This is a genomic window from Acidovorax sp. NCPPB 3576 (genome assembly GCF_028473605.1).
Classification (GTDB): domain Bacteria; phylum Pseudomonadota; class Gammaproteobacteria; order Burkholderiales; family Burkholderiaceae_C; genus Paracidovorax.
The window spans coordinates 4569981-4595536 of sequence record NZ_CP097267.1 but is presented as its reverse complement, the minus strand read 5'-3'; the positions used below and the strand labels follow the sequence as shown (position 1 = coordinate 4595536).

20 protein-coding genes and 1 pseudogene are annotated in these 25556 nt (G+C 68.2%); 17 read left to right on the top strand and 4 right to left on the bottom strand.

The annotated features are described in order from the left end of the window. Positions 1-102 precede the first annotated feature (102 nt). From M5C98_RS20915 to M5C98_RS20900, 4 genes are all read left to right on the top strand, one after another. The gene (locus M5C98_RS20915; RefSeq protein WP_272549352.1) at positions 103-762 is read left to right on the top strand and encodes a DUF4166 domain-containing protein; all 660 of its coding nucleotides are present in this window, start codon (positions 103-105) and stop codon (positions 760-762) included. Between the two features lie 4 nt (positions 763-766). Then, on the top strand, positions 767-2254 hold the full coding sequence (locus M5C98_RS20910) for a TIGR01777 family oxidoreductase (protein WP_272549351.1): 1488 nt from the start codon (positions 767-769) through the stop codon (positions 2252-2254). 158 nt (positions 2255-2412) lie between these two features. Then, complete coding sequence (locus M5C98_RS20905) at positions 2413-3486, top strand: AbrB family transcriptional regulator (protein WP_272549350.1); 1074 nt, start codon at positions 2413-2415, stop codon at positions 3484-3486. A gap of 45 nt (positions 3487-3531) precedes the next feature. After that, entirely contained in the window at positions 3532-5088 is a 1557-nt protein-coding gene (locus M5C98_RS20900) for a Fic family protein (protein WP_272549349.1), read from the top strand. 78 nt (positions 5089-5166) lie between these two features. Here M5C98_RS20900 and M5C98_RS20895 read toward each other — a convergent pair whose 3' ends face one another. The 3 genes from M5C98_RS20895 to M5C98_RS20885 all read right to left on the bottom strand — a co-directional run bounded on the left by M5C98_RS20895 (position 5167) and on the right by M5C98_RS20885 (position 7762). Then, positions 5167-5454: a BTH_I0359 family protein gene (locus M5C98_RS20895; RefSeq protein WP_272549348.1), complete on the bottom strand. Its 288-nt coding sequence runs from the start codon at positions 5452-5454 to the stop codon at positions 5167-5169. A 224-nt stretch (positions 5455-5678) separates the two neighbouring features. After that, positions 5679-6908, bottom strand: a complete 1230-nt coding sequence (locus M5C98_RS20890) for a DUF3108 domain-containing protein (protein WP_272549347.1) — start codon at positions 6906-6908, stop codon at positions 5679-5681. Positions 6909-6979: 71 nt separating this feature from the next. Continuing rightward, entirely contained in the window at positions 6980-7762 is a 783-nt protein-coding gene (locus M5C98_RS20885) for an IclR family transcriptional regulator (RefSeq protein WP_272553362.1), read from the bottom strand. A 107-nt stretch (positions 7763-7869) separates the two neighbouring features. Between M5C98_RS20885 and M5C98_RS20880 the strand changes: the two genes are divergently transcribed. From M5C98_RS20880 to M5C98_RS20830, 11 genes and pseudogenes are all read left to right on the top strand, one after another. After that, on the top strand, positions 7870-8877 hold the full coding sequence (locus tag M5C98_RS20880) for a fumarylacetoacetate hydrolase family protein (RefSeq protein WP_272549346.1): 1008 nt from the start codon (positions 7870-7872) through the stop codon (positions 8875-8877). Next, the gene (locus M5C98_RS20875; RefSeq protein WP_272549345.1) at positions 8874-9971 is read left to right on the top strand and encodes a TraB/GumN family protein; all 1098 of its coding nucleotides are present in this window, start codon (positions 8874-8876) and stop codon (positions 9969-9971) included. Before M5C98_RS20880 ends, M5C98_RS20875 begins: the two co-directional genes overlap by 4 nt. 103 nt (positions 9972-10074) lie before the next feature. After that, a complete protein-coding gene (locus tag M5C98_RS20870; RefSeq protein WP_272549344.1) occupies positions 10075-11067 on the top strand; it encodes a Bug family tripartite tricarboxylate transporter substrate binding protein in 993 nt (330 codons plus the stop codon). Between the two features lie 154 nt (positions 11068-11221). After that, on the top strand, positions 11222-11743 hold the full coding sequence (locus tag M5C98_RS20865) for a hypothetical protein (protein ID WP_272549343.1): 522 nt from the start codon (positions 11222-11224) through the stop codon (positions 11741-11743). A gap of 103 nt (positions 11744-11846) precedes the next feature. After that, positions 11847-11993, top strand: a complete 147-nt coding sequence (locus tag M5C98_RS20860) for a hypothetical protein (RefSeq protein ID WP_272549342.1) — start codon at positions 11847-11849, stop codon at positions 11991-11993. A 194-nt stretch (positions 11994-12187) separates the two neighbouring features. Continuing rightward, positions 12188-13351 (top strand): iron-containing alcohol dehydrogenase, encoded by a 1164-nt coding sequence (locus M5C98_RS20855; protein WP_272549341.1) that lies wholly within the window; start codon positions 12188-12190, stop codon positions 13349-13351. A 189-nt stretch (positions 13352-13540) separates the two neighbouring features. Further along, complete coding sequence (locus M5C98_RS20850) at positions 13541-14224, top strand: type 1 glutamine amidotransferase domain-containing protein (protein WP_272549340.1); 684 nt, start codon at positions 13541-13543, stop codon at positions 14222-14224. A gap of 235 nt (positions 14225-14459) precedes the next feature. Next, a pseudogene (locus M5C98_RS20845) lies at positions 14460-16718 on the top strand (type VI secretion system Vgr family protein). Positions 16719-16870: 152 nt separating this feature from the next. Further along, complete coding sequence (locus tag M5C98_RS20840) at positions 16871-21865, top strand: RHS repeat-associated core domain-containing protein (RefSeq protein WP_272549339.1); 4995 nt, start codon at positions 16871-16873, stop codon at positions 21863-21865. Continuing rightward, positions 21856-22248, top strand: coding sequence for a hypothetical protein (locus M5C98_RS20835; RefSeq protein ID WP_272549338.1), 393 nt, complete (start codon positions 21856-21858; stop codon positions 22246-22248). The genes M5C98_RS20840 and M5C98_RS20835 overlap by 10 nt, the downstream gene beginning before the upstream one ends. Positions 22249-22407: 159 nt before the next feature. Next, a complete protein-coding gene (locus M5C98_RS20830) occupies positions 22408-22884 on the top strand; it encodes a hypothetical protein (protein ID WP_272549337.1) in 477 nt (158 codons plus the stop codon). A 59-nt stretch (positions 22885-22943) separates the two neighbouring features. Here M5C98_RS20830 and M5C98_RS20825 read toward each other — a convergent pair whose 3' ends face one another. Next, positions 22944-23846, bottom strand: a complete 903-nt coding sequence (locus tag M5C98_RS20825; protein WP_272549336.1) for a LysR family transcriptional regulator — start codon at positions 23844-23846, stop codon at positions 22944-22946. A gap of 187 nt (positions 23847-24033) precedes the next feature. Between M5C98_RS20825 and M5C98_RS20820 the strand changes: the two genes are divergently transcribed. Together M5C98_RS20820 and M5C98_RS20815 are read left to right on the top strand one after the other, a co-directional pair. After that, entirely contained in the window at positions 24034-24759 is a 726-nt protein-coding gene (locus M5C98_RS20820; RefSeq protein WP_272549335.1) for a pirin family protein, read from the top strand. A gap of 103 nt (positions 24760-24862) precedes the next feature. Beyond that, positions 24863-25543 (top strand): hydrolase, encoded by a 681-nt coding sequence (locus tag M5C98_RS20815; protein ID WP_272549334.1) that lies wholly within the window; start codon positions 24863-24865, stop codon positions 25541-25543. Positions 25544-25556 lie beyond the last annotated feature (13 nt).

Below are 25556 nucleotides of genomic sequence, written 5' to 3'. Positions count from 1 at the left end.
CAGTGCGCCCGCCGCAGCTGTCTACCGCGTTGACAGGCGGATTAAAAAACCGTTTGAAATCAACGGTTTGTGCGCTGGCACGTGCCCTGCAATACAGAAGGCATGAAGACCGCCACCCCGCTCTCACTGCCCCGCGATGCCGATGCCCGCGCCCCTGCCGAGGCGCCGGCGCCCCTGGACCTGGCCGCACTGCTGGGCGCGGCGCAATGGCACCGGCTTTCGCCGGCGATCCGCCGCCGTTTCGCGGCAGGCCATGCGCCGGTGCGCTACAGCGGCGCGCTGGACGTCCGGCGGTCCCGCCTGGGCCGGTGCTTTGCCTGGGCATCGCGCCTGCTGGGCGGGCCGCTGCTGGATGCGGACGAGGACGGGGTTCCCGCCGAGGTGCGGGTGTCCTGCGACGCGCGCGGCGGTGTCGTGTGGGAGCGCCACCTTCGCCTGCCGGGGCGGCGCGACGCCGCCGTCGTGCGCTCGACCAAGCTGCGCGGCCCGGACGGCGGCCTGCAGGAGCGCACGAGCGGCGGGCTGTCCATGGCGCTTGACGTGGTGGTCGAGGACGGGGCCCTGGTGTTCTACAGCCGCCGGTATTTCCTGGCGCTGGGCGCGTTCTGCGTGCCCATTCCCGACTGGCTCACGCCGGGGCGGTGCCGGGTCGAGCACCGCGACGAAGGGCCGGGCACGTTCCGCTTCACCCTGGACATGGCGCACCCGCTGTGGGGCTGCACGTTTTTTCAAACCGGTGTGTTCACCGATCCCGAGGAGTGATTCCATGGACATCGTTTTCATCGTCTTGGCGGTGCAGTCCCTGATGGGGGCGTTCGACAACCTCTGGCACCACGAGTGGTCCGCCCGCCTGCCGCAGCGCACGTCGGCCCGCCACGAGCTGCTGCTGCATGCGGCGCGCGAGGCCATCTACGGCGTGCTCTTCCTGGGGTTCGCCTGGGTGCAGTGGCAGGGCGGGTGGGTGCTGCTGCCCACGGCCCTGCTGGCGGTGGAGATCGTGATCACCGCGGCGGACTTCCTGGAGGAGGACCGCAGCCGCCGCCTGCCGCCCGCCGAGCGGGTGCTCCACACGCTGCTGGCGGTGAGCTATGGCGTGCTGGTCGGCGTGATCGCGCCCCTTTTCGCGGCGCATGCCGCCCTGCCGACCGGCGTGGTGCGGGTCGAACACGGGGCCTGGTCCTGGCTGTTCACGGTGGCGGCCTTGGTGGTGCTGGCCTGGAGCGTTCGCAACGTGGTCGCCGTCGTGCGGCTGCGGGCGGCCGTGCAATCCCAGGGCCCGCGGCCCGTTGCCGCCCACGGGCCGGCCGTGCTGGTGACGGGCGCGACGGGCTTCATCGGCACGGCGCTGGTGCGCCGGCTGCAAGGCGAAGGGCGGCGTGTGATCGTCTGGACGCGTGATCCGCTGCAGGCCCGCGCGACCTTCGGCCCGCAGGTCTGGGCGCTGGACCGCCTGGAGGACATCCCGGGCGAGACGCGCATCGACGCCGTGGTCCACCTGGCCGGCGCGCCGGTCCTGGGCAGGCCGTGGACCCGCGCGCGGCGCCAGCAACTGGTCACGAGCCGGGTCGGGACGGCGCGGCAGCTCCTGGGGCTGATGCAGCGCCTGCACTGCCCGCCCGCCGTGCTGGTGGGGGCCTCGGCCGTGGGTTTCTACGGGGTGCCCGCTGCGGACACCCCGTTGGACGAACGCGGCGCGCCGCAGCCCGGGCGCTTCCAGTCGGACCTGTGTGCCCGGGTGGAGCGCGCGGCAGGCCAGGCACGTGCCCTGGGCGTGCGCGTGGTCTGCCTGCGGATGGGCCTGGTGCTGGGGCCGCAGGGCGGGGCCTATCCGCCGCTGGCCTGGGCCGCACGGGCCGGACTCGGCGCCGTGCTCGGCAGTGGCCGGCAGCCTGTGCCGTGGATTCACCGGGACGATGCGGTGGGCCTGGTCTGCCATGCCCTGTCCCACCCCGGCATGGCCGGCCCCGTGAATGCCGTGGCGCCGGACGTGCCGTCGCAGGCGCGGTTCGCCGCGGCGATGGCGGCCTCCTTCGGCCGGCCGGTCCTGCTGCGGATGCCGGCGTGGCCCCTGCGCGCTGCGCTGGGGGAGATGTCCGAACTCCTGCTGTGCGGACAGCGCGCGGTGCCACGGCGCGCCCTTGCCGAGGGGTATGTTTTCACGCACGCCTCGCTGGCCGGCGCACTGGGCGCCCTGGCCGGGCCCGGGGCTGCGGCCCCGGACGAGCCGCTTCGCCCCGAGGCCCGGCCCTCCTGACCTCGGTGGAATGGTTTGCTATCAATTAAATAGCATCGAGGGCAATGAATACTAGGGCATTCGGTCTTTTTCATTGCAATCCTGGGTGCGGGAAGGGGGCTGGCGCTGTGCGGGCGATACTTTCCCCTCCCCTGGATTTCGCTGCTCCGCGCCCGCCGATGCTCTCTTTTCCCCCCGCCCGCATCCTTCTCACCCTGGCCCTGGCCCTCGCTGCCGCGGTGGTGTGCCTGGCCTTGCACACGCCGCTGCCCTGGATGATCGGCCCGCTTGTGGCCACCGCGCTGCTGTCCATCTCGGGCGTGCCCACGGCCAGTTCGCGGCGGCTGCGCAATGCCGGGCAATGGACCCTGGGCGCGGTGCTGGGCCTGTATTTCACGCCGCACGTCACGGCGCTGGTGGCGGGGATGTGGTGGGCGATCGCGCTGGGCGTGGCGTGGGCGCTGTTCGGGGGCTGGCTGTTCGGCGCATGGCTGTACCGCGTGCACGCGCCGCACCTGCCGGGCGTCCCGGCGCCGGTGGTGCGCGCGACCAGCTATTTCTCGGGCGCCATCGGGGCGGCGTCGGAGATGACGCTGCTGGCCGAGCGCGAGCACGCCCGCACCGACCTCGTGGCCGCCAGCCACAGCCTGCGGCTGGTGATCGTGACGGTGACCATTCCGTTCGCGCTGCAGTTCAGCGGCCTGCACGGCCTGGACCTGCTGCCGCCCGCCGTGCGCGTGGTGGACGTGCAGGGGCTGGCGCTGCTGGCCGGCCTCACCGGCCTGGGCGCGCTGGCGATGGACCGCCTGGGCCGCGCCAACCCCTGGTTCATGGGCGCGCTGCTGGTCTCGATGGCCCTGGCCATGGCAGGCATCACGCTGTCGGCCGTGCCGCAGGCGCTGGTCAACGCGGCGCAACTGGTGATCGGCGTCAGCCTGGGCGTGCGCTTTCGCCCGGGCTTTCTGCACACCGCGCCGCGCTGGCTGGGCTCGGTGGCGATCGGCACGCTGGTGCTGCTCGCCGTGTGCGCGCTGTTCGCGGTGGCGCTGTCCCGGGCCACCGGGCTGCACTGGGTGACGATGGTGCTCGCCTCTGCCCCCGGCGGCATCGCCGAGATGTCGATCACCGCCAAGGTGCTGCAGCTGGGCGTGCCGGTGGTGACGGCCTTCCAGGTGTGCCGGCTGATCGCCGTATTGCTGCTGGTGGCGCCGCTGTATCGGTGGATTTATCCGGGGGATGCGTCGGCCGGGTGACCGGCCGGCAGGCTTGCGGAACGCCCATGCTAGATTGCCCGCACCATGCTTCAGCCCACGCAACCCAAGCTGCCCATCAACCTGCTCGATCTGCTGCACCAGCGCACCGTGGAGGGGGAGCGGATCGAATACAAGGAGGGCTGGAATCCCGATGCCATCCTTCGCACGCTGTGCGCGTTTGCCAACGACTTCGAAAACCTGGGCGGTGGCTATGTGGTGATCGGGCAGGACTGCGATGCCAACGGCCAGCCCGTCTTTCCGCCCAAGGGGCTGGCGGCGAATCAACTCGACAAGATCCAGCGGGAACTGCTGGCTGCATGCCAGTTGATGCAGCCGCCCTACTTTCCCGTGCTGAGCCTGGAGGTCGTGCAAGGCCGCCATCTGATGGTGCTGTGGGCGCCCGGCGGGCAGAACCGGCCCTACAAAGTGCCGGAAGCGGTGACGGCCAGGCACAAGGTCTGGTACCCCTATATCCGCCGCTACAGCAGCACCGTGCAGGCCAAGGGCGAGGCGGAGCAGGAGCTGCTGAGCCTGACGGCCAAGGTGCCTTGGGACGACCGGTTTTGTCAGGCAACCACGGTGGCTTCGCTGTCCAAGCCGTTGATGCAGGCATTCCTGCAGGAGGTGCATAGTGCATTGGCCGCCGATGCGGCCGACCTGTCGGTCGAAGCGCTGGGCCGGCAGATGAATGTGGTGGGCGGACCTGCCGAGTCGCCCTGGCCCAAGAACGTGGGGCTGCTGTTCTTCAACGAGGCGCCCACGCATTTCTTTCCGGGCGCACAGGTGGATGTAGTGGCGTTTCCCCAAGGCACTGGCGGGGATGTCATCGTCGAGAAGTCTTTCCAGGGCCCGTTGTCGCGCATGGTTCGTGAGGCGCTCGATTACCTGCAGCGCAACTACCTGCACGAAACGGTGGCCAAGCACCCCCAGCGGGCCGAGGCCACTCGGGCCTGGAATTTCCCGTTCGCGGCGGTGGAGGAGGCCTTGGTCAATGCGGTGTACCACCGCACTTACGAAAGCCACGATCCGGTGGAGGTCCGCATCGGCCCGGATGAACTGGTGGTGCTGAGTTACCCGGGGCCGGATCGGTCGGTGCGGTTGGAGGATCTGCGGACAGGCCGTGCCGTCAGCCGGCGCTACCGCAACCGGCGCATCGGTGAGTTCCTCAAGGAGCTTCGGCTCACGGAAGGCCGCGCCACGGGCATCCCGAAAATTCTCAAGGCGATGCGTGCCAATGGGTCACCGGAGCCGGTGTTCGAAACCGACGACGAGCGGTTGTCGTTCGTGGTGCGATTGCCGGTGCACCCGCTGGCCCAACCGATCACCGCGGAAGTCACCGCGGAAGTCACCGCGGAAGTCACCGCGGAAGTCGCGAGGCTTCTCGGGGTTTTGCAGGGGGAGATGCCCCGTGCGTCGTTGATGGACGCTGTGGGCCTCAAACATGCGGAGCATTTTCGCAAGGCCTACCTGCTGCCCGCTCTGGCTGCGGGCCTGGTGGAAAGGACCATGCCGGACAAGCCGAACAGCAAAAACCAGCGCTACCGGCTCACGGCGTCAGGCACCCGGTGGCTTGGGCAGCACACAGGCGAGCGCGTCGATTGAATCTGAATCGATAGGTCGCGGCATTGGCGGCGCGAGAGGGGCGAAGGACCACGCACGCGCCGTGTCACCTGCCGCGCGTCAGTGCACCACCACCGGGTTCTGCGCCAGCCCCACGTAGCCGTCCAGCGTGTCTTCGACCTCCTCCTGCGTGGGGGTGTCGCGCTGCCAGGCCAGGATCTGCTGCTGGAACATTTCGGCCCAGGAGCCGTCCAGGTACACCTCTTTGCCGGAGCGCTTGTCCACGATTTCGAAGCCGTGGCGCGCGAACTGGGGCGGGGTGGGCCAGCCTTTGGGGGCACCGTCCGCGGCGGCATCCGGCTGCATGTGGACCACCACGAAGGTTTCGGAGTCATAGAGCATGTGCATGGTGTTCCTCTGTCGGTGTGTTGCTGTCAGATGGCCACCCAGGTCGCTAAGTTCAAGCCCTGGCGCATGCGGCGGTCGGTGAAAACCCGCCGGCTGCGTGAAAACAGTATTTCATGAATCCTGCGAGCGAGCGGCCGGATTAGCGAAGTAACCGCACTGTCCCACGCAGATGTGGGCGAAACCGCACAGGGTCTCGGGCGGTCCGCCGCGCCCGGGGATGCGATTCAAGGCGGCGCGTTGGCGCTCAGGCGCAGATCGGCGAAGTCGCCGTTGGACTGCGTGATGCGGATGCGCGCGGGCAGAAAGCCCAGCGATGGCGCCAGCCACAGTTCGGCCTTCTGGTCGTATTCCTTGCGTGGCAGGCGCTGCAGTTTGAGCGCGGGGGTGGCGCCGCGGGGCAGGTCCAGCATCTCGGTGCCTTCCACGGTGAAGGTCCAGCGGTCGGCGTAGCGCGCGCCCACGGTGGTCAGGGTGATCTGGGTGCCGTCGGGGTAGCGCTCGGGGGCGGCGGCCAGCAGGGCGCCCAGCTGGATGAACACGCTCAGGCGGTCCTGCGCACCGGCGCCGATGGCGGCCTGCGGCGTGTTGGCGCTGAAGGTCACGCGCCCCTGGCCGAAGTTGAAATGCGCAGCCTGCTCGCTGCGGGCCTTGTCGCCGAAGCGCTCGGGCTGCAGGCCGCTGGCGGTCACCTGGCCGGTGCTGGTCTGCGAGCGCGCGCCGATCAGGAAGGCCTTGATCTCCTGCCGGGCCTCGTAGCGGGCGCCGTCGTGGCGCCACAGCAGTTCGGCGCTGGCGCGGTAGTTGAACTTCTTGGCCTGGCCGTTCACCTCGAATTCCAGGCGCACCGGATCGGGCAGGCGCGCGGGCGGCGGCGTGGTGCTGGCGGTGTTGGCGCCTGCGCCGGGCGGGCGGATGTCCACGCCCGCGCTGCTGTCCTGTGGGCTGTCGGCCGGGAAAGAGGCAGCCGCGGTGGGCGAGGCGGCTGCGGCCGATGCGGGGCTGGACGCAGCGGCGGCGGCCTGCTCGGGCGCCGTGGCTGTCTCGGAGGCCGCGCCCTCCGGCACGGCGTTTGCAGCCGATGCCATGGCCGTGGTGTCTGCGGCGGGAGTCTCTGCCGTGGCCAAGGCATCGCCCGGGGGCATCGGCGGCGCTTCCTGCGCAACGGGCATCGATGGCGCGGGCGCAGGGGTGGCTGGCTTGCGCACGGGGGCCGGCCGGGGCCGGGGTTTGGTTGCTGCAGCGGGCGGGGTGGGCGCAGGGGCCGGAGCGGCTTCGGCCGGCGGCGGCGTGGCGGGGGCTTCTGGCGCAGGCGGCGGCGCCACGGTGCGGGTGTGGAAGGCCATGCGCACCGGCGCGCCGCGGTCCTGCCCGCCGCCCAGGGGCAGACCGGCAATCACCCAGGCGTGCACGGCCAGCACCAGCAGGGTCAGCAGAACGAGGGCGCGGCGGGGCATGGGTCAGTGCCCGTACGACAGGGACGGCAAGCCCGCAGCGCCTGCGCGGCCCGCCCTTGGCCCCGGCCCGCTCATGCGCAACCGTGGCCCAGGTCGCGCGACAGCGCCTGGGCGGCGGCGCGCAGCGGTGCGTCGATGGCGCCGCCCCAGGCCGGGTCGAACGTGGCGACCGAGCCCAGCGTGGTGATGCCCAGGGCCAGGTGCCCGTCGGCGTCGAACACCGGGGCGCAGAACGCGACGATGCCCGGCAGCAGGGTGTCCACCACCCGGGCCGAGCCGCGCTCGCGCACCTCGTGCAGCAGGGCATCGACGGCGGCGGGGCTGGCGGGCAGGTCGGTTCGGCCCAGCTTGGCGGCGTGGGTCAGCTCTTCTTTCAGCAGCGCGGCCGTGGTCTCGCGCGGCAGGTGGGCGCAAAAGCAGCGGCCGGTGGCGGAGGCCAGCAGCGGCATGACGTCGCCCAGGCGCAGGTTGGCGGTCACGGCCTGGGGCGATTCCTCCCAGTGCACGATGGTCGGGCCCCGGTTGCCCCACACGGCCAGCGCCAGGGTGTGGCCGATGGTGTCCATCAGCGCGGGCATGCGCTCGCGCGCCAGGCGCATCGCATCGAGCCGCGCGAGCGAGGCCAGGCCCAGCTTGAGGGCGGCCGGCCCCAGGTCGTAGCGCGCGGTGCCCGGGTCCTGCGCCACCAGCCCCAGGCGCTGGAAGCTCACGAGGTAGCGGTGCGCCTTGGCGGCGCTCATGCCGGCTGTGGCCGCGAGGTCCTTGAGCATCAGCGGTCCGCGCGACCGGGTCAGCCCCTCCAGCAGGGCGAAGCCGACTTCCACCGACTGTATGCCTGCCCGTTCCTTGTCCATCTGCACTAGAATTTCCAGAGTTTTGTTTAGTTAAATCAATTTAACCATTCGTAATTCGTGCCGGGCACCCGCCGCCGGTGCGTTGGAAGACAAGAGGTCTGAGCCCCATGAAACTCGCCACCTACAAAGATGGTTCCCGCGACGGCCAGCTGGTCGTCGTCTCCCGCGACCTGGGCACGGCCCATTATGCGACCGGCATCGCGAGCCGCCTGCAGCAGGTGCTGGACGACTGGGGCTTCCTGTCGCCCCAGCTGCAGGACCTGTACGACCAGCTCAACGCCGGCCGCGCCCCGCACGCGTTTCCCTTCGATCCCGCCCAGTGCATGGCCCCGCTGCCGCGCGCCTACCAGTGGGCGGACGGCTCCGCCTACATCAACCACGTCGAACTGGTGCGAAAAGCGCGCAACTCCGAGGTGCCCGAGAGCTTCTACACCGACCCGCTGATGTACCAGGGCGGCAGCGACGACTTCATCGGCCCGCGCGACGACGTGGTCGTGCCGAGCGAGGCCATGGGCATCGACTTCGAGGCCGAGATCGCCGTCGTCACCGGCGACGTGAAGATGGGCACCACGCCCGAGCAGGCGCTGGACGGCATCCGCCTGGTCATGCTGGCCAACGACGTTTCGCTGCGCAACCTCATCCCGGCCGAACTGGCCAAGGGCTTCGGCTTCTTCCAGTCCAAGCCGGCCACCGCGTTCAGCCCGGTCGCCATCACCCTCGACGAACTGGGCGACGCCTGGGACCAGGGCCGCGTGAACCTCACGCTGCAATCGACCTGGAACGGCCGCAAGGTCGGCATGTGCGATGCCGGCCCCGAGATGACCTTCCACTTCGGCCAGCTCATCGCCCACGTGGCCAAGACGCGCAACGTGCGCGCGGGCTCCATCATCGGCAGCGGCACGGTGAGCAACCGCGGCGTGGAGCAGAACGGCCGCACCGAGTGGCCCAAGGGCTACAGCTGCATCGCCGAAAAGCGCTGCATCGAGACCATCCAGGACGGCAAGCCCTCCACCGAGTTCATGAAGTTCGGCGACACCATCCGCATCGAGATGAAGAACAAGGCCGGCCAGAGCCTGTTCGGCGCCATCGACCAGAACATCGCGGCCCCGCAATGACGACCCGCGCGGGGCTGGCCCGGCTCGCGCTGGCGGCGTGGCTGGTGCTGCCGGGCGCCTTGCTGGCGCAGCAGGCGCCGGCCGTTGCCGCGCCTGCCGCTGCCCCAGCCAGTGCCACCAGTGACGCCAGCCGCAGCGCTCCGCGTTCCTGCCCGCCCGAAGCGGCTCCCTTCGATCCGGCCGAGATGCCGCAGGCCCTGCGCCACGCGCGCGACCGCGGCCTGCTGTGGCGCATCGACAAGGGCGGGCGCACCAGTTGGCTTTATGGCACCGTGCACGCCGCCGAGCGCGGCTGGATGTTCCCCGGCCCGACGGTGCGCGCGGCCGTGATGGCCTCGGACCGCGTGGCGCTCGAACTCGACCTGCTGGACCCGGCCGTGATGCAGGCCCTGCAGGCGGCCATGGTGGCCCCGCCCGGTGCGCCCCCGCTGCCGCCGGCCCTGGCCGCCCACCTCGCCGCCCAGGTGGACGCCGCCTGCCTGGCGCCGGCCATCGCGCGCCTGCGGCCCGAGTTGCAGGCCGTGACGCTCGTGGGGCAGTCGGCGCGCCGCTCGGGCGTGGACCTGGCCTATGGCATCGACGCCGTCATCGCCGGCATGGCCCGCGCGACGGCCAAGCCCATCGTGGCGCTGGAAACCCCCGAGCAGCAGATCCGCCTGCTCACCTCCGACGACCCGGCCCGCACCGCGGCCGCCGTGGGGTCCGCGCTCGACCAGCTCGAAGGCGGCCAGGCGCAGCGCTCCATCACCACGCTCACCCGGGCCTGGGCCGACGGGCGCCTGAACGTGCTGCAGACCTATCCGCAATGGTGCGAGTGCCTCGCCAGCGACGCCGAGCAGGCCGAATACCGGCAGATGGTGGACGCCCGCAACCCCGGCATGGCGCGCGGCATCGCGGCCGTCCACGCTGCCGGTCACACCGTGTTCGCCGCCGTGGGCGCGCTGCACATGGTGGGGCAGCAGGGGCTGCCGGCGCTGATGGCGCAGCAGGGTTTTCGCGTGCAGCGCGTGGCGTTCCCGACGCCGGCGCCGGAAGCCGCACCGCCTCGCGGGGCTGGAAATGATTCCAGGCCAAATCAGGCGCCGGCGCAATGATATCTAGGGCATATAGCTATAAAAATAATAGCAAATAGAAAAACATGGATGCTTGACTGGCGCATCCGTTTCCCCCAGCCATTCCCTTGAAGGAGACAAAACCATGCACCGCAGAACCCTGCTTAAAAACGCCCTGGCCGCCGCTGGCGCCACCGCCGGCGCCGCCATGCCCTGGGCTGCCGCCCACGCCCAGTCCGACTACCCCAGCCAGCCCCTTCGGTGGGTCGTGCCGTACCCGGCCGGCGGCGGCACCGACGTGCTGGCGCGCACCGTGGCCGAGGCCCTGCGCGGCCCGCTGGGCCAGCAGATCGTGGTGGACAACCGCCCCGGCGCCTCCACCAACATCGGCGCGCAGATGGTCGCCACCGCCAAGCCCGACGGCTACACGCTCATGTCGGCCGACAACGCCCTGCTGGCCTACAACGAGCACCTGTTCAGCAAGCTGCCGTTCAGCCCGGAAAAAGACTTCACCTACATCGCCGGCCTGAGCCGCTTTCCGCTCGCCCTGGTGGTGCACCCGGCCTTCGAGGCCAAGACCGTCAAGGACCTGCTGGCCTACGCGCGCGCCAACCCGGGCAAGCTCAACTACGCCTCACCGGGCAACGGCTCGCCGCACCACCTGGCGATGGAGATGTTCAAGAACCGCACGCAGACCTTCCTGACCCACATTCCCTATCGCGGCGCGGCGCCTGCGCTGCAGGACGTGATGGGCGGGCAGGTGCCCTGCATGTTCCTCGACCTGGCCGCCGGCCTGCCGGTGATTCAGGCCGGCAAGGTGCGGGCGCTCGCCATCGGCTCGGCCAGGCGCGTGCCCGGCCTGCCCGACGTGCCCACGCTGGCCGAGGCCGGCGTGCCCAACACCGAGGTCTATGCCTTCCAGGGCGTGCTCGGCCCCGCCGGCCTGCCGCCCGCGCTGGTGACCCGCCTCAACACCGAGGTCAACAAGGCCCTGGCCAGCCCGCCGGTGGTCAAGCGCATGCAGGACTTCGGCATGGAGCCCCTGGCCGGCTCGCCCGAGCAGTTCCGCGCGATGGCCCGCGCGGAGGCCAAGCGGTGGGGGGAGATCATCAAGGCGGCGGGGGTGAAGCTGGATTGAGGGCAAAGGGTTGCGGAGCCCCTGCGAAGCGCAGATATCCCGCCAGGCGGAACGAATTGAAAATCGGGATTTAAACTACGGCGCCCTCGTGTTTCTCCCGATTTGCCATGCATTCGATATCCCGCCTGCCCCTTGGCTCCATGCCTTCGCGGGAATGGCTTTGCGCCGGCCGGCCGTCCTGGCCTTTGCCGCTTTGTTGATGGTCGGTGCTGCCGGGGCCACGCAGGCCGCCGGCCAACGTGCATTGCCAGTCCCGGCCGATTCTGCTTTCTCGAAACCGGCGTTCGGCCACATCGCTTCGGCGGACACCCTCAAGGCGTTCTTGCGCAAGCTTCGCCAGAATCGGCGCGAAAACCGCTTTTGCTTCGTGCAGGAGCGGCTTGATGCCGCGCAGCCAGCGGAGCGCGACACGATCTGGATGGTGTGGATCACGGGGGCGAGGATCTACACCTTGACCAATGACCCCGGCGGCCCGCGCGAAGATCCCGCCAGCGAGGCGGCAGGGCTGGTGAACTCCAACCCTGTCAATTTGAAGACAGACGTGGTGGCCACTCAGGACGAGGTAGGAACCAGCACCTTCCTTGTGACCCGTGCCTGGGCGGACCGCATCGTGGACCAATGCCAGCGCGTTGGGATCACCGTCCGGATGCCTCCTTTCGCAGGGGTTGTGCGGTAGCGCCCTTCGCGAACGCTTTGGCGCGCTGGACGATCCCGGCCGCTTCTTCTTTTTCAAAAACCCGATGCCCAATGCCCTCTTGAAGTTTGCGTACGACGCTCCCGTGCCCAGCGTCTTGACCTTGGTGGTAGGCAACCAACTGCGCGTCAAGCTCGAGTCCATCGACAAGCGCCAAAAGCTCGTGGCCGTGAGCGACATCCCCAATCTGCTCCAGGTCACGACCTTCTTCATGCACTCCCGTACCGGCTGAGGCCCTGAGCGGAGCCACCCTGGTGCTGTGGCGACCCGTTCGCCCCGGATGGACGGCTTTACAACCCGGCATTCGTCCCCATCTCTGGGAAATCGCCCCTCGTTGGCCGGGGCCATGACCGGCGTGCATCGCTGGCCGCACTCCGGCGCTGGCGCACCACGCCACCCCATAACGTCCCCCAGGAGAAAACCCCCATGCTGAATTTCGACTTCCACAACCCCACGCACATCGCCTTCGGAAAAGGCCGCATCGCCGACCTGGAGCGGCTGGTGCCGGCCCAGGCCAAGGTGCTGATCCTGGTGGGGGGCGCCAGCGCCGAGAAGACCGGCACGCTGGCCGAGGTGCGGGCGGCGCTCGGGGCCCGGCAGCACGCCACGTTCGCGGGCATCGAGCCCAACCCGAGCTACGAGACCGCGATGAACGCCGTGGCGCAGATCCGCGAGGGCGGGTTCGACTTCCTGCTGGCGGTGGGCGGCGGCTCGGTGATCGATGCGGTGAAGTTCATCGCCGCGGCCGTGCCGTTCGAGGCTGGCGACCCCTGGGCCATCCTGGAAAAGCGCGGCAGCAACGTGGCCCGCGCGCTGCCTTTCGGCACGGTGCTCACCCTGCCCGCCACGGGCTCGGAGATGAACAACGGCGGCGTGATCACGCACCGCGCCAAGGGCGCCAAGCTGGCCTTCGGCAGCCCGCACACCTACCCGGTGTTCTCGGTGCTCGACCCCACCAAGACCTACACCCTGCCGCCGCAGCAGCTGGCCAACGGCGTGGTCGATGCCTTCGTGCACACGGTGGAGCAGTACCTCACCTACCCCGTGGACGGGGCGGTGCAGGACCGCTTTGCCGAGGGCATTTTGCAGACGCTGATCGAGATCGGCCCGCGCATCCTGGCCGCGCCCGAGCCGGTGTACGACGACCGCGCCAACCTGATGTGGACCGCCACCCTCGCGCTCAACGGACTGATCGGCGCGGGCGTGCCGCAGGACTGGGCCACGCACATGATCGGCCACGAGATCACCGCGCTGCACGGCATCGACCATGCGCGCACGCTGGCCGTGGTGCTGCCGTCCCTGCTGCAGGCGCAACGCGGTCCGAAGCGCGCCAAGCTGCTGCAGTACGGCGAACGTGTGTGGGGCATCCGCACCGGCACCGAGGACGAGCGCATCGACGCCGCCATCGCCGCCACGCGCGATTTCTTCGAGCGCATGGGCATTCCCACCCGGCTGTCGGCCTACGGCCTGGGCGCTGACAGCGTGGACACGCTGGTGGCGCAACTGGAGGCGCACGGCATGGTGCGGCTGGGCGAGCACCGCGACGTGACGCCCGAGGTGAGCCGCCGCGTGCTCGAAGCCGCGCTGTAAGTAAGCTCGGGCTGGCCCTCGCAGCGCGGGCCACCCGGTCGGCATTGCCAGGGGCGTCCAGCCGACTTCCTCACCGGCGCGCACTCTTTTGGGGTGGCCCCTTCCATTCACGGATGCTGGCCCCAACTGAGAAAACGCGCTCGCGCCAGCGCTTCCCTTTTTCCCGATCTCTTGAATGAAAGCACCGCCATGGCAAAGAAAATCCTGATGGTCCTCACCTCCCACGACCAGCTGGGCGACACCGGCAAGAAAACGGGCTTCTGGCTCGAAGAATTCGCCGCGCCCTACTACGTGTTCAAGGACGCAGGCGCAGAGATCACCCTGGCTTCGCCCCAGGGCGGGCAGCCGCCGCTGGACCCCAAGAGCGACGAGCCCGACGCGCAGACGGACGCCACGCGCCGCTTCAAGGCCGATACCGAGGCGCAAAAGCACCTGGCCAGCACGCTTGCGCTGTCCGGCATGAACCCCGACGACTTCGACGCCGTGTTCTACCCCGGCGGCCACGGCCCGCTGTGGGATCTGGCGGAAGACGCCCATTCCATCGCGCTGATCGAAAACACCTTTGCCGACCGCAAGCCCCTGGCCCTGGTGTGCCATGCGCCGGGCGTGCTTCGCCACACCAAGACGGTGGGCGGCCTGCCGCTGGTGCAGGGCCGCAAGGTGACCGGTTTCACCAACACCGAGGAAGAGGGCGTGCAGCTCACCAAGATCGTGCCCTTCCTGGTGGAAGACATGCTGAAAGAGCGCGGCGGCCAATATGCCAAGGGCCCCGACTGGGCACCCTTCGTGCTGACCGATGGCTTGCTGGTGACGGGGCAGAACCCGGCATCGTCCGAGCCGGCGGCGCACGCGCTGCTCAAGCTGCTGGGCTGAGCGGACTGCTGGGGCTGCAGGGGCAGGCGGCTCCGATTCAAGCCGGTGCAGAACGGCACTGGCAGCAGTGCGTTTCTGGCGCGGGAAATGGATGAGCACATGGGGCCGCTTGCAGCATCGGCTGCACTGCTTTTGCTGCTGCCATGGATGGGCTGCCGGCTGGAAGGGCTTTTCGCATGCCGGGATATGATGCCCGTCGTTTCAATGCCACAGCCTGTGTGAAGGTCTGCCCACGATGACACGCCGCGTCACGATCCAAACGCCATTGGGAGAACAGCTGCAGTTTCGCCGCCTGCAGGGCAAGGAAGCGCTCTCCGAGCTGTTCTCGCTGGATGTGGACCTGCTGAGCGAGAGCAAATCCATCGACCCCAAGGCGTTGCTCGGCAAGCACGCCAGCGTGGAAGTGGAGACCGAAGGCGGCGGCCGGCGCTACCTGGACGGCATCGTCACCCGCTTCGGCCTGCAAGGCGAAGACCACCGGTATTACTCTTACCGCCTGCGCCTGCAGCCCTGGCTGTGGCTGGCCACGCGCAAGAGCGACTTCCGGATCTTCCAGAACAAGACCGTCCCCGACATCATTGAAGAGGTGCTCGGCAAATACGGCCACCCCCTGCAAAAGCGGCTCACGCGGGCGTATCGCAGCTGGGATTACTGCGTGCAGTACGGCGAGACCGACTGCGCCTTCGTCTCGCGCCTCATGGAACATGAAGGCATCTACTACTACCACCAGCACAGCGCCGGCCAGCACATCCTGACCCTGGCCGACGACATCGTCGCCTCGCACAGCCCGCTGCCCGGGGCTGCCGTCATCCCCTTTTACCCGCCCGAGAAGGCCGCCGTCGCCGACAAGGAGAACATCCACGCCTGGGAACTGCACCAGGCCATCCACTCCGGGCGGCACTACAACGACGACTACGACTTCAAGAAACCGCGCGCCGACCTGTCCAACATGCGCCAGACCCCGCCGGGCCACGCGCACGACAGCCACGAAATCTACGAATGGCCGGGCGGCTACACCGAGTTCGGCGACGGCGAAGCCTATGCCCGCGTGCGGCTGCAGGAAAGCCTCACCGGGCACAGCACCGTGCGGGGCCAGTCGCGCCACCGGGCGCTCGCCCCGGGCTATACCTTCACGCTGGAGAACTACCCGCGCGAGGACCAGAACCAGCAATACCTGCTCACCGGCCTCGAATACCACTTCAAGGAAAACCCCCAGGTCAGCGCCGCAGCGCCCGGCCCCAAGGGCACGGCGCAGGAAGAAGGCTCGTTCCAGCGATTCACCCTGGTGGCCCAGCCCACCAGCGTGCCCTACACCCCCGCGCGCACCACCCCCAAACCCAGGACCACCGGCCCGCAGACCGCCGTCGTCGTCGGCCCGCCGGGCGAGGAGATCTGGCCCGACCAGTACGGCCGCGTCAAGGTGCAGTTCCACTGGGACCGCGTGGGCGCCATGAACGAGAACTCCAGTTGCTGGGTGCGGGTATCGAGCAGCTGGGCCGGCTCCGGCTTCGGGGCCATGTTCATCCCGCGCATCAATATGGAAGTCGTGGTCGACTTCCTCAACGGCGACCCCGACTACCCCCTCATCACCGGCTGCGTGTACAACGCCGACAACATGCCGCCGTGGGCGCTGCCGGCCAACGCCACGCAGTCGGGCATCAAGACCAAATCGAGCAAGGGCGGGGCCTTCGGCGACGGATTGAAGAACGGCGCGGGGGATGCCAACGCCATCCGCTTCGAGGACAAGGCCGGGGCCGAGCAGCTGTGGCTGCATGCGCAAAAGGACCAGCTCACCGAGGTCGAGAACGACGAGGACAAGTGGGTGGGCAATGATCGGCGCAAGACCATCGACCGGGACGAAACCAACGTCATCCACCGCGACCGCACCGAGACCGTGGACCGCAACGAAAAGATCACCGTGCACGGCTGGCGCACCGAGGAAGTCGATGGCGACGAGACCATCACCATCCATTCCAACCGCACCGAGCGCGTGGACCACAACGAAAAGATCAGCATCGGCGACAACCGAAGCGAGGACGTCGGCATCGACGAGACGGTGAGCATCGGCAAGAACCGCAGCAAGACCATCGGCAAGAACGAGAAAGACTAGATCGGCAGCAACTGGACCATCCAGGTCGGGAAGATGAAAACCGAGACCGTGGGCATGCTGGCCATGCAGAACGTCGGCATGGCCAAGATGATGAACATCGGCGTGGCCTACAGCGTGAACGTCGGCATGGTGCGCAATGACCTGGTGGGCATGCACTGGAGCCGCAGCGTGGGCAAGGACGACAGCGTGAGCGTGGGTGGGGACCGCAGCGCGCAGGTCACGGGCGGCGACAGCCTGCAGGTGGGCAAGGCGCTGGCCGTCAAGGCGCAGCAGATCACGCTGGAGGCGGACCAGGAGATCACCCTGCGCTGCGGGGCGAGCACCGTGCGGCTCACGCCGGCGCTGATCGAAGTGCTGTCCAGCCTGGACAAGCTCAACTGCTGAGGCGGGCCGGCGGGGCTTGCCCTGCATGGCCTTCGCGCAGCGGCGCGGCCCCAAACCCGATGCGATGGCCAGAGCCCCGAGGCGATTGGTGCAAAGACTTCCATCTCCCCTTGCCTGAACCCGGCAAACGATCCCCAAGAAAGAGCGAAAGCATGAGTGGCAAACCAGCGGCGCGGCAAGGCGACATGACCCAGAAGGGAGGGCCGATCGTTCAGGGCTCGGCCACCGTGCTCATCGGCTCGGCGGGGGGCGTGGCCTGCTCCGTGTGTCCGGGGGGGATGGCGGTGGGCAGCCCCGTCAACCCGGCGCTGGGGGCGAAGGTGCTGATGGGCGGGGACGAGCGGGACTTCAGTTTGCCCGGGCCGATGCCGCTCGTGTGGCAGCGCCAGTACAGCAGCTACGTGAACGAAGAGCACGGGGCGACCTGCGGGCTGCTGGGCTACGGCTGGAAGCTGCCCATGGAGATCGCCGTGCGGCTGGAGGCAGGGCGCACCGTGCTGCTGGACACCGGGGGGCGGGCCATCACCTTCGGCGAGCCGTTGGCACCCGGCCAAGCGCTGTACAGCGCCAGCGAAGACCTGTGGCTCCTGCGCGGCGGTGGCGGCACATCGCTTGCAGCCGCCCCTCTCGCGCGCACCCCTGCCGAGCTGCAGCCCTGGGCCTGGCAGCCGCGCTGGGCCCACGTTCCCTCTGAAGTGATGGGCGATCCCCGGTGCGTGATCGCCGCCTCGGGCAACGGCGGCGCCGTGTGGCTGCTGTGGCCGGGGGAGGACGGGCGCCACCGCGTGGGCCAGGTGCTGGACCGCTTCGGGCGCAGCCAGCACTACGGATACGACGAGCACGGGCGGCTCATCGCCATCACCGACGGCAGCGGGCGGCGCTATGCGCTGCACTACAACCGCGAGCGGGAGGGGGCTGCCGCCGCGGCCCCAACCACCGCCACCGCCCACCCGCTGCTCGGCCCGGACAGCGGCGAGCGGCTGACCGGCGTGGACTGCGTGCACAACCCGCTGGATGCGGCCTGCACCGGCCCGGGCTACCGGGTGCCGCTGGTGCGCTACCGCTACGACAGCGCGGGCGACCTGGTCGAAGTGCTGGGGCGGGACGGCCAGCGCACGCGCGAGTTCGGCTACGACCGGCTGCACCGCATGGTGCGCCACCGGGTGCGCAGCGGACCCTTGCACACCTACCTCTACGAAGACCAGGGCGCCGCCATGCCCCGGCCCGGCGCCCGCGTGGTGGAGCAGCACAACGAGCAGGGACTGTCGTACGTCTTCGAATACCGCGATCCCCCCGCCCCCCCGGCGGCCATCCCGGCCATCCCGGCCATCCCGGCCATCCCGGCCATCCCCCCCGTTGCGATCGCCGAGTCCGAGACGGCCCCCGCCACCCCGCCACCCGTGCCGCAGTCTGTGCCAGTGAGCGAAGTGCGCGTGCGCGACAGCCTGAACCGGCTCACCCGCTACCACTTCGAAGGCGAGGGCGGAGACAAGCGCCTGGTGCGGCTCGTGCTGCCCGATGGCGCCGAGCAGCGCGACCGCTACGACAGCGCGGGCCGGCGCATCGCCCACACCGACCCGTTGGGGCGCACCACCTGGTGGCGCTACGACGGCGCCGGGCGGCTGCTGGGCACGCAGAACCCCGACGGGCGCAGCACCCGCCAGCGCTGGGGCGAAGCGGGCTCGGCGCAGGACGGCCTGCTGCTGCAGAGCGTGGGCCTGGGGGCGCTGCCAACCCACATGGACTACGACGCCTGGGGCCGGCTGCTGCAGGTGACCGTGGGCGATCCCCAGGGCCTGGATACCCCGGCCCTCGCCACCCGCTTCGAATACGCCCCCCTGACCGCCGAGGGCGCCATCGACCCCGCCACCCGGCCCTGGTGCGACCAGCCCGTGGCCGTCATCGACGCGCAGGGCGGGCGCAAGGAACTGGCCTACAACGGCTGCGGGCAGCTCACGCGCCACACCGACTGCTCGGGCCGGGTGCATGCCTGGCACTACGGCGCCTTTGGCGAAGTGCGCGAGAGCATCGACGCCCTGAACCAGCGCACGCGCTACCAGTACGACGGCGCGGGCCGGCCCACCCGCGTCATGGCGCCCGACGGCACGCAAGTGCAATACCGCTGGGGACCGAACGGCGAGCTGCAGGCGGCCACGCATGGCGCGCAGCCTGTGGGGGATGGCGCCACGACCACCACCGTCACGACCTCGGTCACCTACGGCCACGACCTGTGGGGCCGCGTCATCGCGCAAACCCAGGCCGGCCGGGGATACGCGCTGCGCTACGACGTGGCGGGCCGCCTGGTGGAGCTCATCAACGAGAACCAGGCCGTCACCCGCTTCGTGCACGACGTGCAGGACCGGCTGGTGCAAGAGGTGGGCTTTGACGGGCGCGTGCAAGTCTATGGCTACGACGCCGCCGGACAGCTCGTGCACAAGAGCGACGGACACGGGCAGGGCCAACACCCGGGCGTGCAAGGCGCCGCCGCCCAAGGGCTGGGCGCCACCGTGAGGAGCCGCAACCACCATGATGCGGGCGGGCGCATCGTGGCCCGCGTCCTCGTGCGCTCGCCGGGCGTGCACAGCGCACAGGGCAACGACACCAGCGCCCATGACCGCGGCGAGAGCCTGCAGATCCAGGCCTACGCCTACGACGACCGCGGCGCCCTCGCCACGGCCCGCACCTGGACCGCGCACCTGCCCTGGGCGGCCGCGCAGGGCCAACCCCACCCCCAGACCCACCTCCAGACCCTGGGCGATCAATGGCTGGACCTGCCCGCCCCGCTGCTGCAAGCCCTGCTGGCCCTGGGCGCAAGCTCCACCGCAGAGCCCGATCCGGCCCTGGCCGAAGCCGCGCAGCGCCTGCAGGCCCAGCGCCTCATCGCCGACACCCGCGTGGCCCTGGAGCGCGACCCCTTCGGCCGGGCCACGGGCGAGGCGCAGACCCTGTACCGGCAGGCGCCTGCCACGCCCCACCTGGGGGGCGAGGCGGAGCCCGAATTCGAACACCGCATCGCGCACCGCCTGGGCGCGCTCGGGCAGCGGCTGGGCAGCCAGCTGCAGGGCCTGGGCGAGCTGGACTGGCTGGCCTACGGCTCGGGCCACGTGCACGGGCTGCTGCTGGACAAGACCCCGGTGCTGGCCATCGAGCGCGATGCCCTGCACCGCGAGGTCGCACGCACCTTGCAACTGGACAGCGGCGCGGAAAGGGTCCATGCCGCAGTCACCCAGACCCGGCGCCTGGACCCCATGGGGCGGCTGCTGCAGCAAGACTGGCAAGGGCTGCCCCGGACAACGGCAACAGGAGCGGCGCAGGCATCGGGCCCGCTGGGGACCCTGCCCGTGCGCCGCTACACCTACGACGCGCTGGGCCAGCTGGTGGGCGTGCAGACCCCGTTGGATGCCACGCGCTACCACTACGACGTGCACCAGCGCCTGACCGGCGTGGCGCATGCGGTCGCCGAAGGCGTGCAGCAGCGGCGCTGGCGGCTCGATCCGGCAGGCAACCGGCTGCCCGACCTCTTGGGCCAGGACGCGGCCCCGGGAGCGGACCGCCAGGACTGGGCGAGCCAGGTGCAGCAGAACCTGCACGACCCCGGCTTCGATCTGCTGGCGCCGCCGGACAGCGCGCCAGGCCGCGCGGGCGGGCCGGTGCAGCAATGGCCGGGCAACCGCATCGGCTGGAGCAGCGCAGTGGACGGGGCAATCCTTCAGTACCGCTACGACGCCTTCGGCAACCGCGTGCAGGCGCAGCACGCCGATGGGCGCACGCTGCGGCTGGAATACGACGCGCTGCACCAACTGGCGGCGGTCTCCGAGCAGGCGCCGGGCGAGACAGGCGATGCGCCCGTGGCGCGCTACCGCTACGACGCCTTCGGGCGGCGCCTGGCCAAGACCGTGGTGCGCGAAGGGCGGGAGGACACCACCCACTACGGCTGGGACGCCGACCGGCTGGTGCACACGCAGGATGAAAAAGGCATCCGGCACACCGTCTATGAGCCGGCCAGCTTCGTGCCGCTGCTGCAGCTGCAGCGCAGGCAAGGGGCCAAGGATGCGATGCAGACGCTGATGGGCCTGGGCGCGGAGCCCGGCGAAGACACCACGGATGCGGCCAACACCTTCGCGGCCATGCCGCGTGCGCAGCGGGAGATGGTGCAGGCGGCGCTGCAGAGCGTGCTGGATGCGGCCACGGGTGCGAAGGCGCTACAACGCGCGCAGGCGCACATGCCCCGGGAGCTTGCACAGCTGATGGCGGGCAGCGTGGGCCAGTTGCAGGCCGAGAGGCAAGCCCAGGCGGCAAGCAACCCGCTGACCATCCGGCACTACCTGTGCGACCACCTGGGCACGCCGATCGGGCTGGTGGATGGCAATGGAGACAAGGCGGGCCAAGTGACGTGGGCGGCCAGCTATGGCGCCTGGGGCGAGGTGCGGGAGGAATACAACCCGTACCGGATCGAGCAGAACATCCGGTTCCAGGGGCAGCAGCTGGATGCTGAGACGGGGTTGCATTACAACCGGTTCCGGTATTACGACCCCCACCTGGGGCAATATGTGACGCAGGACCCGATTGGGCTGGCCGGGGGACATAACATTTATGCCTATGTCGGAAGTGACCCCTTAGGCTGGGTTGACCCGCTTGGATTAGAGCCCGGCTCTATGGCGCAAAGGGGATACCTGAGCAATAACAGACCATATTATCCTGGTCTGCTCGGAGAAGATGAAAAAGGCGTAATGCTGTTTGATGAAAAAAATCCCAATTTCCACAGCTATAACGTCACTAATTCATGCTCAAAGAAAACGGCTGGTTGCACTTTGGGCAAAGTTTCAGAGGGGCTCATGAGGTATCCAGCACCTGGTTCTGACGGGCAGCCCATTAAAGACGGGCAACAGGGCTTTGCTATTCCGGTAGGACCAGTGAGTCATTCGGTATCAGTCGATAGAACAATGGTTACAAATATCACTGAGAAAAGCCACCTTTTATATCCAGGAATTGTGCGCCGCTGGGTTTCGGAGAGTGCCAATGAGGTAACTGTCCACACTTATGGCGAAGGTGTTGGGCCGATGGGGACGTTAAATAATGCGCTGGCAAAGTATTTGTGGGGGAACGTGGATGAAAAAGTGTTTGATCACGCCAAATCATGCAAATAAATAAATATCTCCTTGCAAGTTTTTTATCTTCTCTTTCTGTGACGTTTTTGTTCCTCTGCTTCACACATCGAGATTATTCTTCTCTTTATTTATATTTGGGGAGTTTTATTTTTGGAATTTCTTTTTTTCTGATTTCAGCCTGTCTGTATTTTGTTTTGCAGTTTTACCGTCGGTATGGTTTGGTGACGGCTGCAATTTTTGCTTTCATTTTTGGAGGTTTTTTAATAAATTTCGTATTATTCTTATTGCTCGGTCGCATTCCAAAAATGGATGGCTTATCTCTTTTTTATAGTTTCTTCGGTGCTGGCGCCGGAGTACTTTCTTTAATCATTTATTTGATCGCAATGAAATGTACTGAGCCTAAATCGAGCGGCACCATGTAAGCGCCCACGCAGTGATTTAGAACCCGGTTCCAGTGCAGCGATAAATTATCAGTATCACGACAAGGCCTTCACCGAATCCGGAGTCAGTAAAAGCTTCTATGGCGGTAATTTATGGCCCCAGGGTACGTGGCCGAATCCTGTGCCCCTGGACCCCTCGGCATGGAAATACGACCCCAGGAGAATTTGGAATTGATGAAAACCCCGCGTTCCGAAGCATTGAAAGCGCCTTCCAAATGGATGGCTTACGCGTGTTGGATTCCATTCGCCGTGCTGGGCCTGGGCATTCTCGTTTTCTTTCTGTCGATGGCCGCATCGGCCTTTCAGGAGCTTTCGCCAAAATGGGTGGCCACCCATGATTATTTGCCCAAGGCCATGGCCTATCTGCTGCTGGGCTTCCATGTCATTTTGACTTCGGGCTTGGCTTTTCTCGTCTTCATCCTGTTTTTCATCAAAAACAAGCAGCCGCTGCACGGGTTTTATGTGGGGATGTTTTTTCTCCTTTATTTTCCCTTGCGTGTGTTTTTCATCTTTATGGTGATGCCGCTTTTCCCGCTGTGGTTGGTCTTGGAATGCGGGGAAATCTGGATACTGAAAAAGATCTATCGAAAATTCCCGCAGCGGTCGGCACCCCCCTGACGAGGAATCGGCCATCGCAGCGACACTTGCCGCTGTGATGGGCCGCGTCGGCGGCGCCTTCACTGCGGCAGGATGCCCGGCAGCAGCGGCCGGTCCAGCCGCTGGCGCCACCACTTGAGCGCCTCGCCCATGTGCTCGGGCTTCCAGGCGAGCCAGAAGGTCTCGTCGGGGCGGGGCTCCTCCACCGGCAGCTCCACCAGCACCCCCGTTTCCAGCTCCACCCGGATGCATGCGCGCGGCAGAAAGCCGTGGCCCAGGCCCGCCGCCTGGCAGGCGATCTTGGCCTGCATCGATGGCACGGTGATGCGGCGCTGGCCCGATTGCAGGCCCACGGTGCGGTCGGTGAGCGACCGCGCGCCGTCGCCCACCACCACGGCGGTGTGGTCCAGCAGGTCGCTGCGGGTGATCGGGCGCTGCAGCTGCGCCAGCGGGTGCGTGGCCGTCACGCAGAACACGAACGCCAGGCTGCCAACGGCCACCGCCTTGTAGCCGCCGCCGGCCGGGCCTTCGCCTGCCGCCACGACGATGTCGGCGCGGCCGTCGCGCAGCGCCTCCCAGGTGCCCGTGAGCGCCTCGCAGCCGATGCGCAGGCGCGTGCCGCAGTGCAGGTCCTCGAAGGCGCAGATGTCCTGGTTGAACGCGCTGGTGGGGATGAGCGAGTCGTGCACCAGCCGCAATTCCGATTCGAACCCCGTGGCGATCTGCCGCATGCGCGATTCGAGCTGGTGCGCGGCGGTGAGCAGCCAGCGGCCTTCCTTGAGCATCTCCTGCCCGGCGGGCGTGAGCGCCACGCGCGGGCCGTTGCGGGTGAAGAGGGCGATGCCGAGCTGCTCCTCCAGCTTGCCGATGGCGTAGGAGATGGTGGACGGCACCTTGTGCAGGCGCTCGGAGGCGCCGGCGAACGAGCCGTGGCGGGCAATCGCGTCCACCAGTTCGATGGCTTCGAGGGTGAGTTTCAGCATGGCGTGAGGGCGATGGGTTGAATCATCGAAATTATCGATGATGGATGGCGAAACCTTTCAACCTGTGACCCCTCACGGCGCGGGATACTTTCTTCACCGCAGCACTGAAGCCCAATGAAATCGAGGTGATTTCAGCGACAGGCCCCCAGTGTGAATTTCATCGAAGAAACCGAAAGGAACCTGCACCATGCTCGACATCCGCAAAGCCCACCAACGCGGCAACGCCAACCACGGCTGGCTGCATTCGCACCACACGTTCTCGTTCGGCCACTACCGCGATGCCAACCAGCAAGGCTTCTCGGACCTGCTGGTCATCAACGACGACCGCGTGGCGCCGGGCAAGGGCTTCGGCGCTCATCCCCACCGCGACATGGAAATCTTCTCCTACGTGCTGGAAGGCGCGCTGGAGCACCAGGATTCGATGGGCACCGGCTCGGTCATCCGCCCCGGCGACGTGCAGATGATGAGCGCCGGCACCGGCGTGCGCCACAGCGAGTTCAACCACTCGGCCGACGAGCCCGTGCACTTCCTGCAGATCTGGATCGTGCCCGGCGTGATCGGCGCCACGCCCCGCTACCAGCAGGTGCACTTCAGCGAGGCCGAAAAGCGCGGCCGGCTGCGGCTGATCATCTCGCCCGAAGGGTCCGACGGCTCGCTGGCCGTCCACCAGGACGCCCGGGTGCATGCCGGCCTGTTCGACGGCGACGAGGCCGCCGAACTGGACGTGGGACCCGGCCGCAACGTGTATGTGCACGTGGCCCGCGGCAGCCTGGAGGTGAACGGCGAGCGCCTGTCCGAAGGCGACGGCGCCCGCATCCGCGACGCTGGCGCCCTGCGCTTTGCCAGGGGCGACGACGCCGAGGTGCTGGTGTTCGACCTGCGCCCCAACGAGCTGCCCGCCATGCCGCACTGATTGGTGAGGGGCGGCGGCACCGCCGCCCCGGCCCCCGGGCCTTTTCTTTCGATTGCCTTTCCTTTTTCCTTCCGTCTTTTCCATTCCATCCAGGAGCCTTGCCATGACCGCCGTCCGCACCCCCGCCGCCGCCCAGCCCGTCGCCACCGCCACCCCCGGCGCCACGCTGCTCAACCCGCAGGACCACACGCTGGTGATGATCGACTTCCAGTCGCAGATGGCCTTCGCCACGCATTCCATCGATGCGATCACGCTGCGCTCCAACGCTGGCCTGGTGGCCAGCGCGGCGGCGGGCTTCGGCGTGTCCACGATCCTGACCACCGTGGCGGAAAAGAGCTTCAGCGGCCCGATGTTCGAAGAGGTGACCGCGCCGTTCCCCGGCCAGGCGCTGCTGGACCGCACGTCGATGAACACCTGGGAAGACGAGGCCGTGATCCGCCGCATCAACGAAATCGGCAAGCCGCGCATCGTGCTGGCGGGCCTGTGGACCAGCGTGTGCATCGTGGGCCCGGCGCTGTCGGCGCTCGACCAGGGCTTCGAGGTGTACGTGATCGCCGATGCGAGCGGCGACATCTCCGCCGAGGCCCACCACCGCGCCATGGAGCGCATGGTGCAGGCGGGTGCGCGGCCCATCACGGCGCTGCAGTATTTGCTGGAGCTGCAACGCGATTGGGCGCGCACGGACACCTACGACATGACGACGGGCATCGCCAGAAAGTTCGGTGGCGGCTACGGCCTGGGCATCACCTATGCCAAGGCCATGTTCAACGCCCACGAGGGTTGAAAAAGAGCGCACC

What these genes read in the sequence shown, in the direction of transcription:
- M5C98_RS20915 (WP_272549352.1), top strand. Translation starts at nt 103, where the DNA reads ATGAAGACCGCCACCCCGCTCTCACTGCCCCGCGATGCCGATGCCCGC.
- M5C98_RS20910 (WP_272549351.1), top strand. Translation starts at nt 767, where the DNA reads ATGGACATCGTTTTCATCGTCTTGGCGGTGCAGTCCCTGATGGGGGCG.
- M5C98_RS20905 (WP_272549350.1), top strand. Translation starts at nt 2,413, where the DNA reads ATGCTCTCTTTTCCCCCCGCCCGCATCCTTCTCACCCTGGCCCTGGCC.
- M5C98_RS20900 (WP_272549349.1), top strand. Translation starts at nt 3,532, where the DNA reads ATGCTTCAGCCCACGCAACCCAAGCTGCCCATCAACCTGCTCGATCTG.
- M5C98_RS20895 (WP_272549348.1), bottom strand. Translation starts at nt 5,454, where the DNA reads ATGCACATGCTCTATGACTCCGAAACCTTCGTGGTGGTCCACATGCAG.
- M5C98_RS20890 (WP_272549347.1), bottom strand. Translation starts at nt 6,908, where the DNA reads ATGCCCCGCCGCGCCCTCGTTCTGCTGACCCTGCTGGTGCTGGCCGTG.
- M5C98_RS20885 (WP_272553362.1), bottom strand. Translation starts at nt 7,762, where the DNA reads ATGGACAAGGAACGGGCAGGCATACAGTCGGTGGAAGTCGGCTTCGCC.
- M5C98_RS20880 (WP_272549346.1), top strand. Translation starts at nt 7,870, where the DNA reads ATGAAACTCGCCACCTACAAAGATGGTTCCCGCGACGGCCAGCTGGTC.
- M5C98_RS20875 (WP_272549345.1), top strand. Translation starts at nt 8,874, where the DNA reads ATGACGACCCGCGCGGGGCTGGCCCGGCTCGCGCTGGCGGCGTGGCTG.
- M5C98_RS20870 (WP_272549344.1), top strand. Translation starts at nt 10,075, where the DNA reads ATGCACCGCAGAACCCTGCTTAAAAACGCCCTGGCCGCCGCTGGCGCC.
- M5C98_RS20865 (WP_272549343.1), top strand. Translation starts at nt 11,222, where the DNA reads ATGGCTTTGCGCCGGCCGGCCGTCCTGGCCTTTGCCGCTTTGTTGATG.
- M5C98_RS20855 (WP_272549341.1), top strand. Translation starts at nt 12,188, where the DNA reads ATGCTGAATTTCGACTTCCACAACCCCACGCACATCGCCTTCGGAAAA.
- M5C98_RS20850 (WP_272549340.1), top strand. Translation starts at nt 13,541, where the DNA reads ATGGCAAAGAAAATCCTGATGGTCCTCACCTCCCACGACCAGCTGGGC.
- M5C98_RS20840 (WP_272549339.1), top strand. Translation starts at nt 16,871, where the DNA reads ATGAGTGGCAAACCAGCGGCGCGGCAAGGCGACATGACCCAGAAGGGA.
- M5C98_RS20835 (WP_272549338.1), top strand. Translation starts at nt 21,856, where the DNA reads ATGCAAATAAATAAATATCTCCTTGCAAGTTTTTTATCTTCTCTTTCT.
- M5C98_RS20830 (WP_272549337.1), top strand. Translation starts at nt 22,408, where the DNA reads ATGGAAATACGACCCCAGGAGAATTTGGAATTGATGAAAACCCCGCGT.
- M5C98_RS20825 (WP_272549336.1), bottom strand. Translation starts at nt 23,846, where the DNA reads ATGCTGAAACTCACCCTCGAAGCCATCGAACTGGTGGACGCGATTGCC.
- M5C98_RS20820 (WP_272549335.1), top strand. Translation starts at nt 24,034, where the DNA reads ATGCTCGACATCCGCAAAGCCCACCAACGCGGCAACGCCAACCACGGC.
- M5C98_RS20815 (WP_272549334.1), top strand. Translation starts at nt 24,863, where the DNA reads ATGACCGCCGTCCGCACCCCCGCCGCCGCCCAGCCCGTCGCCACCGCC.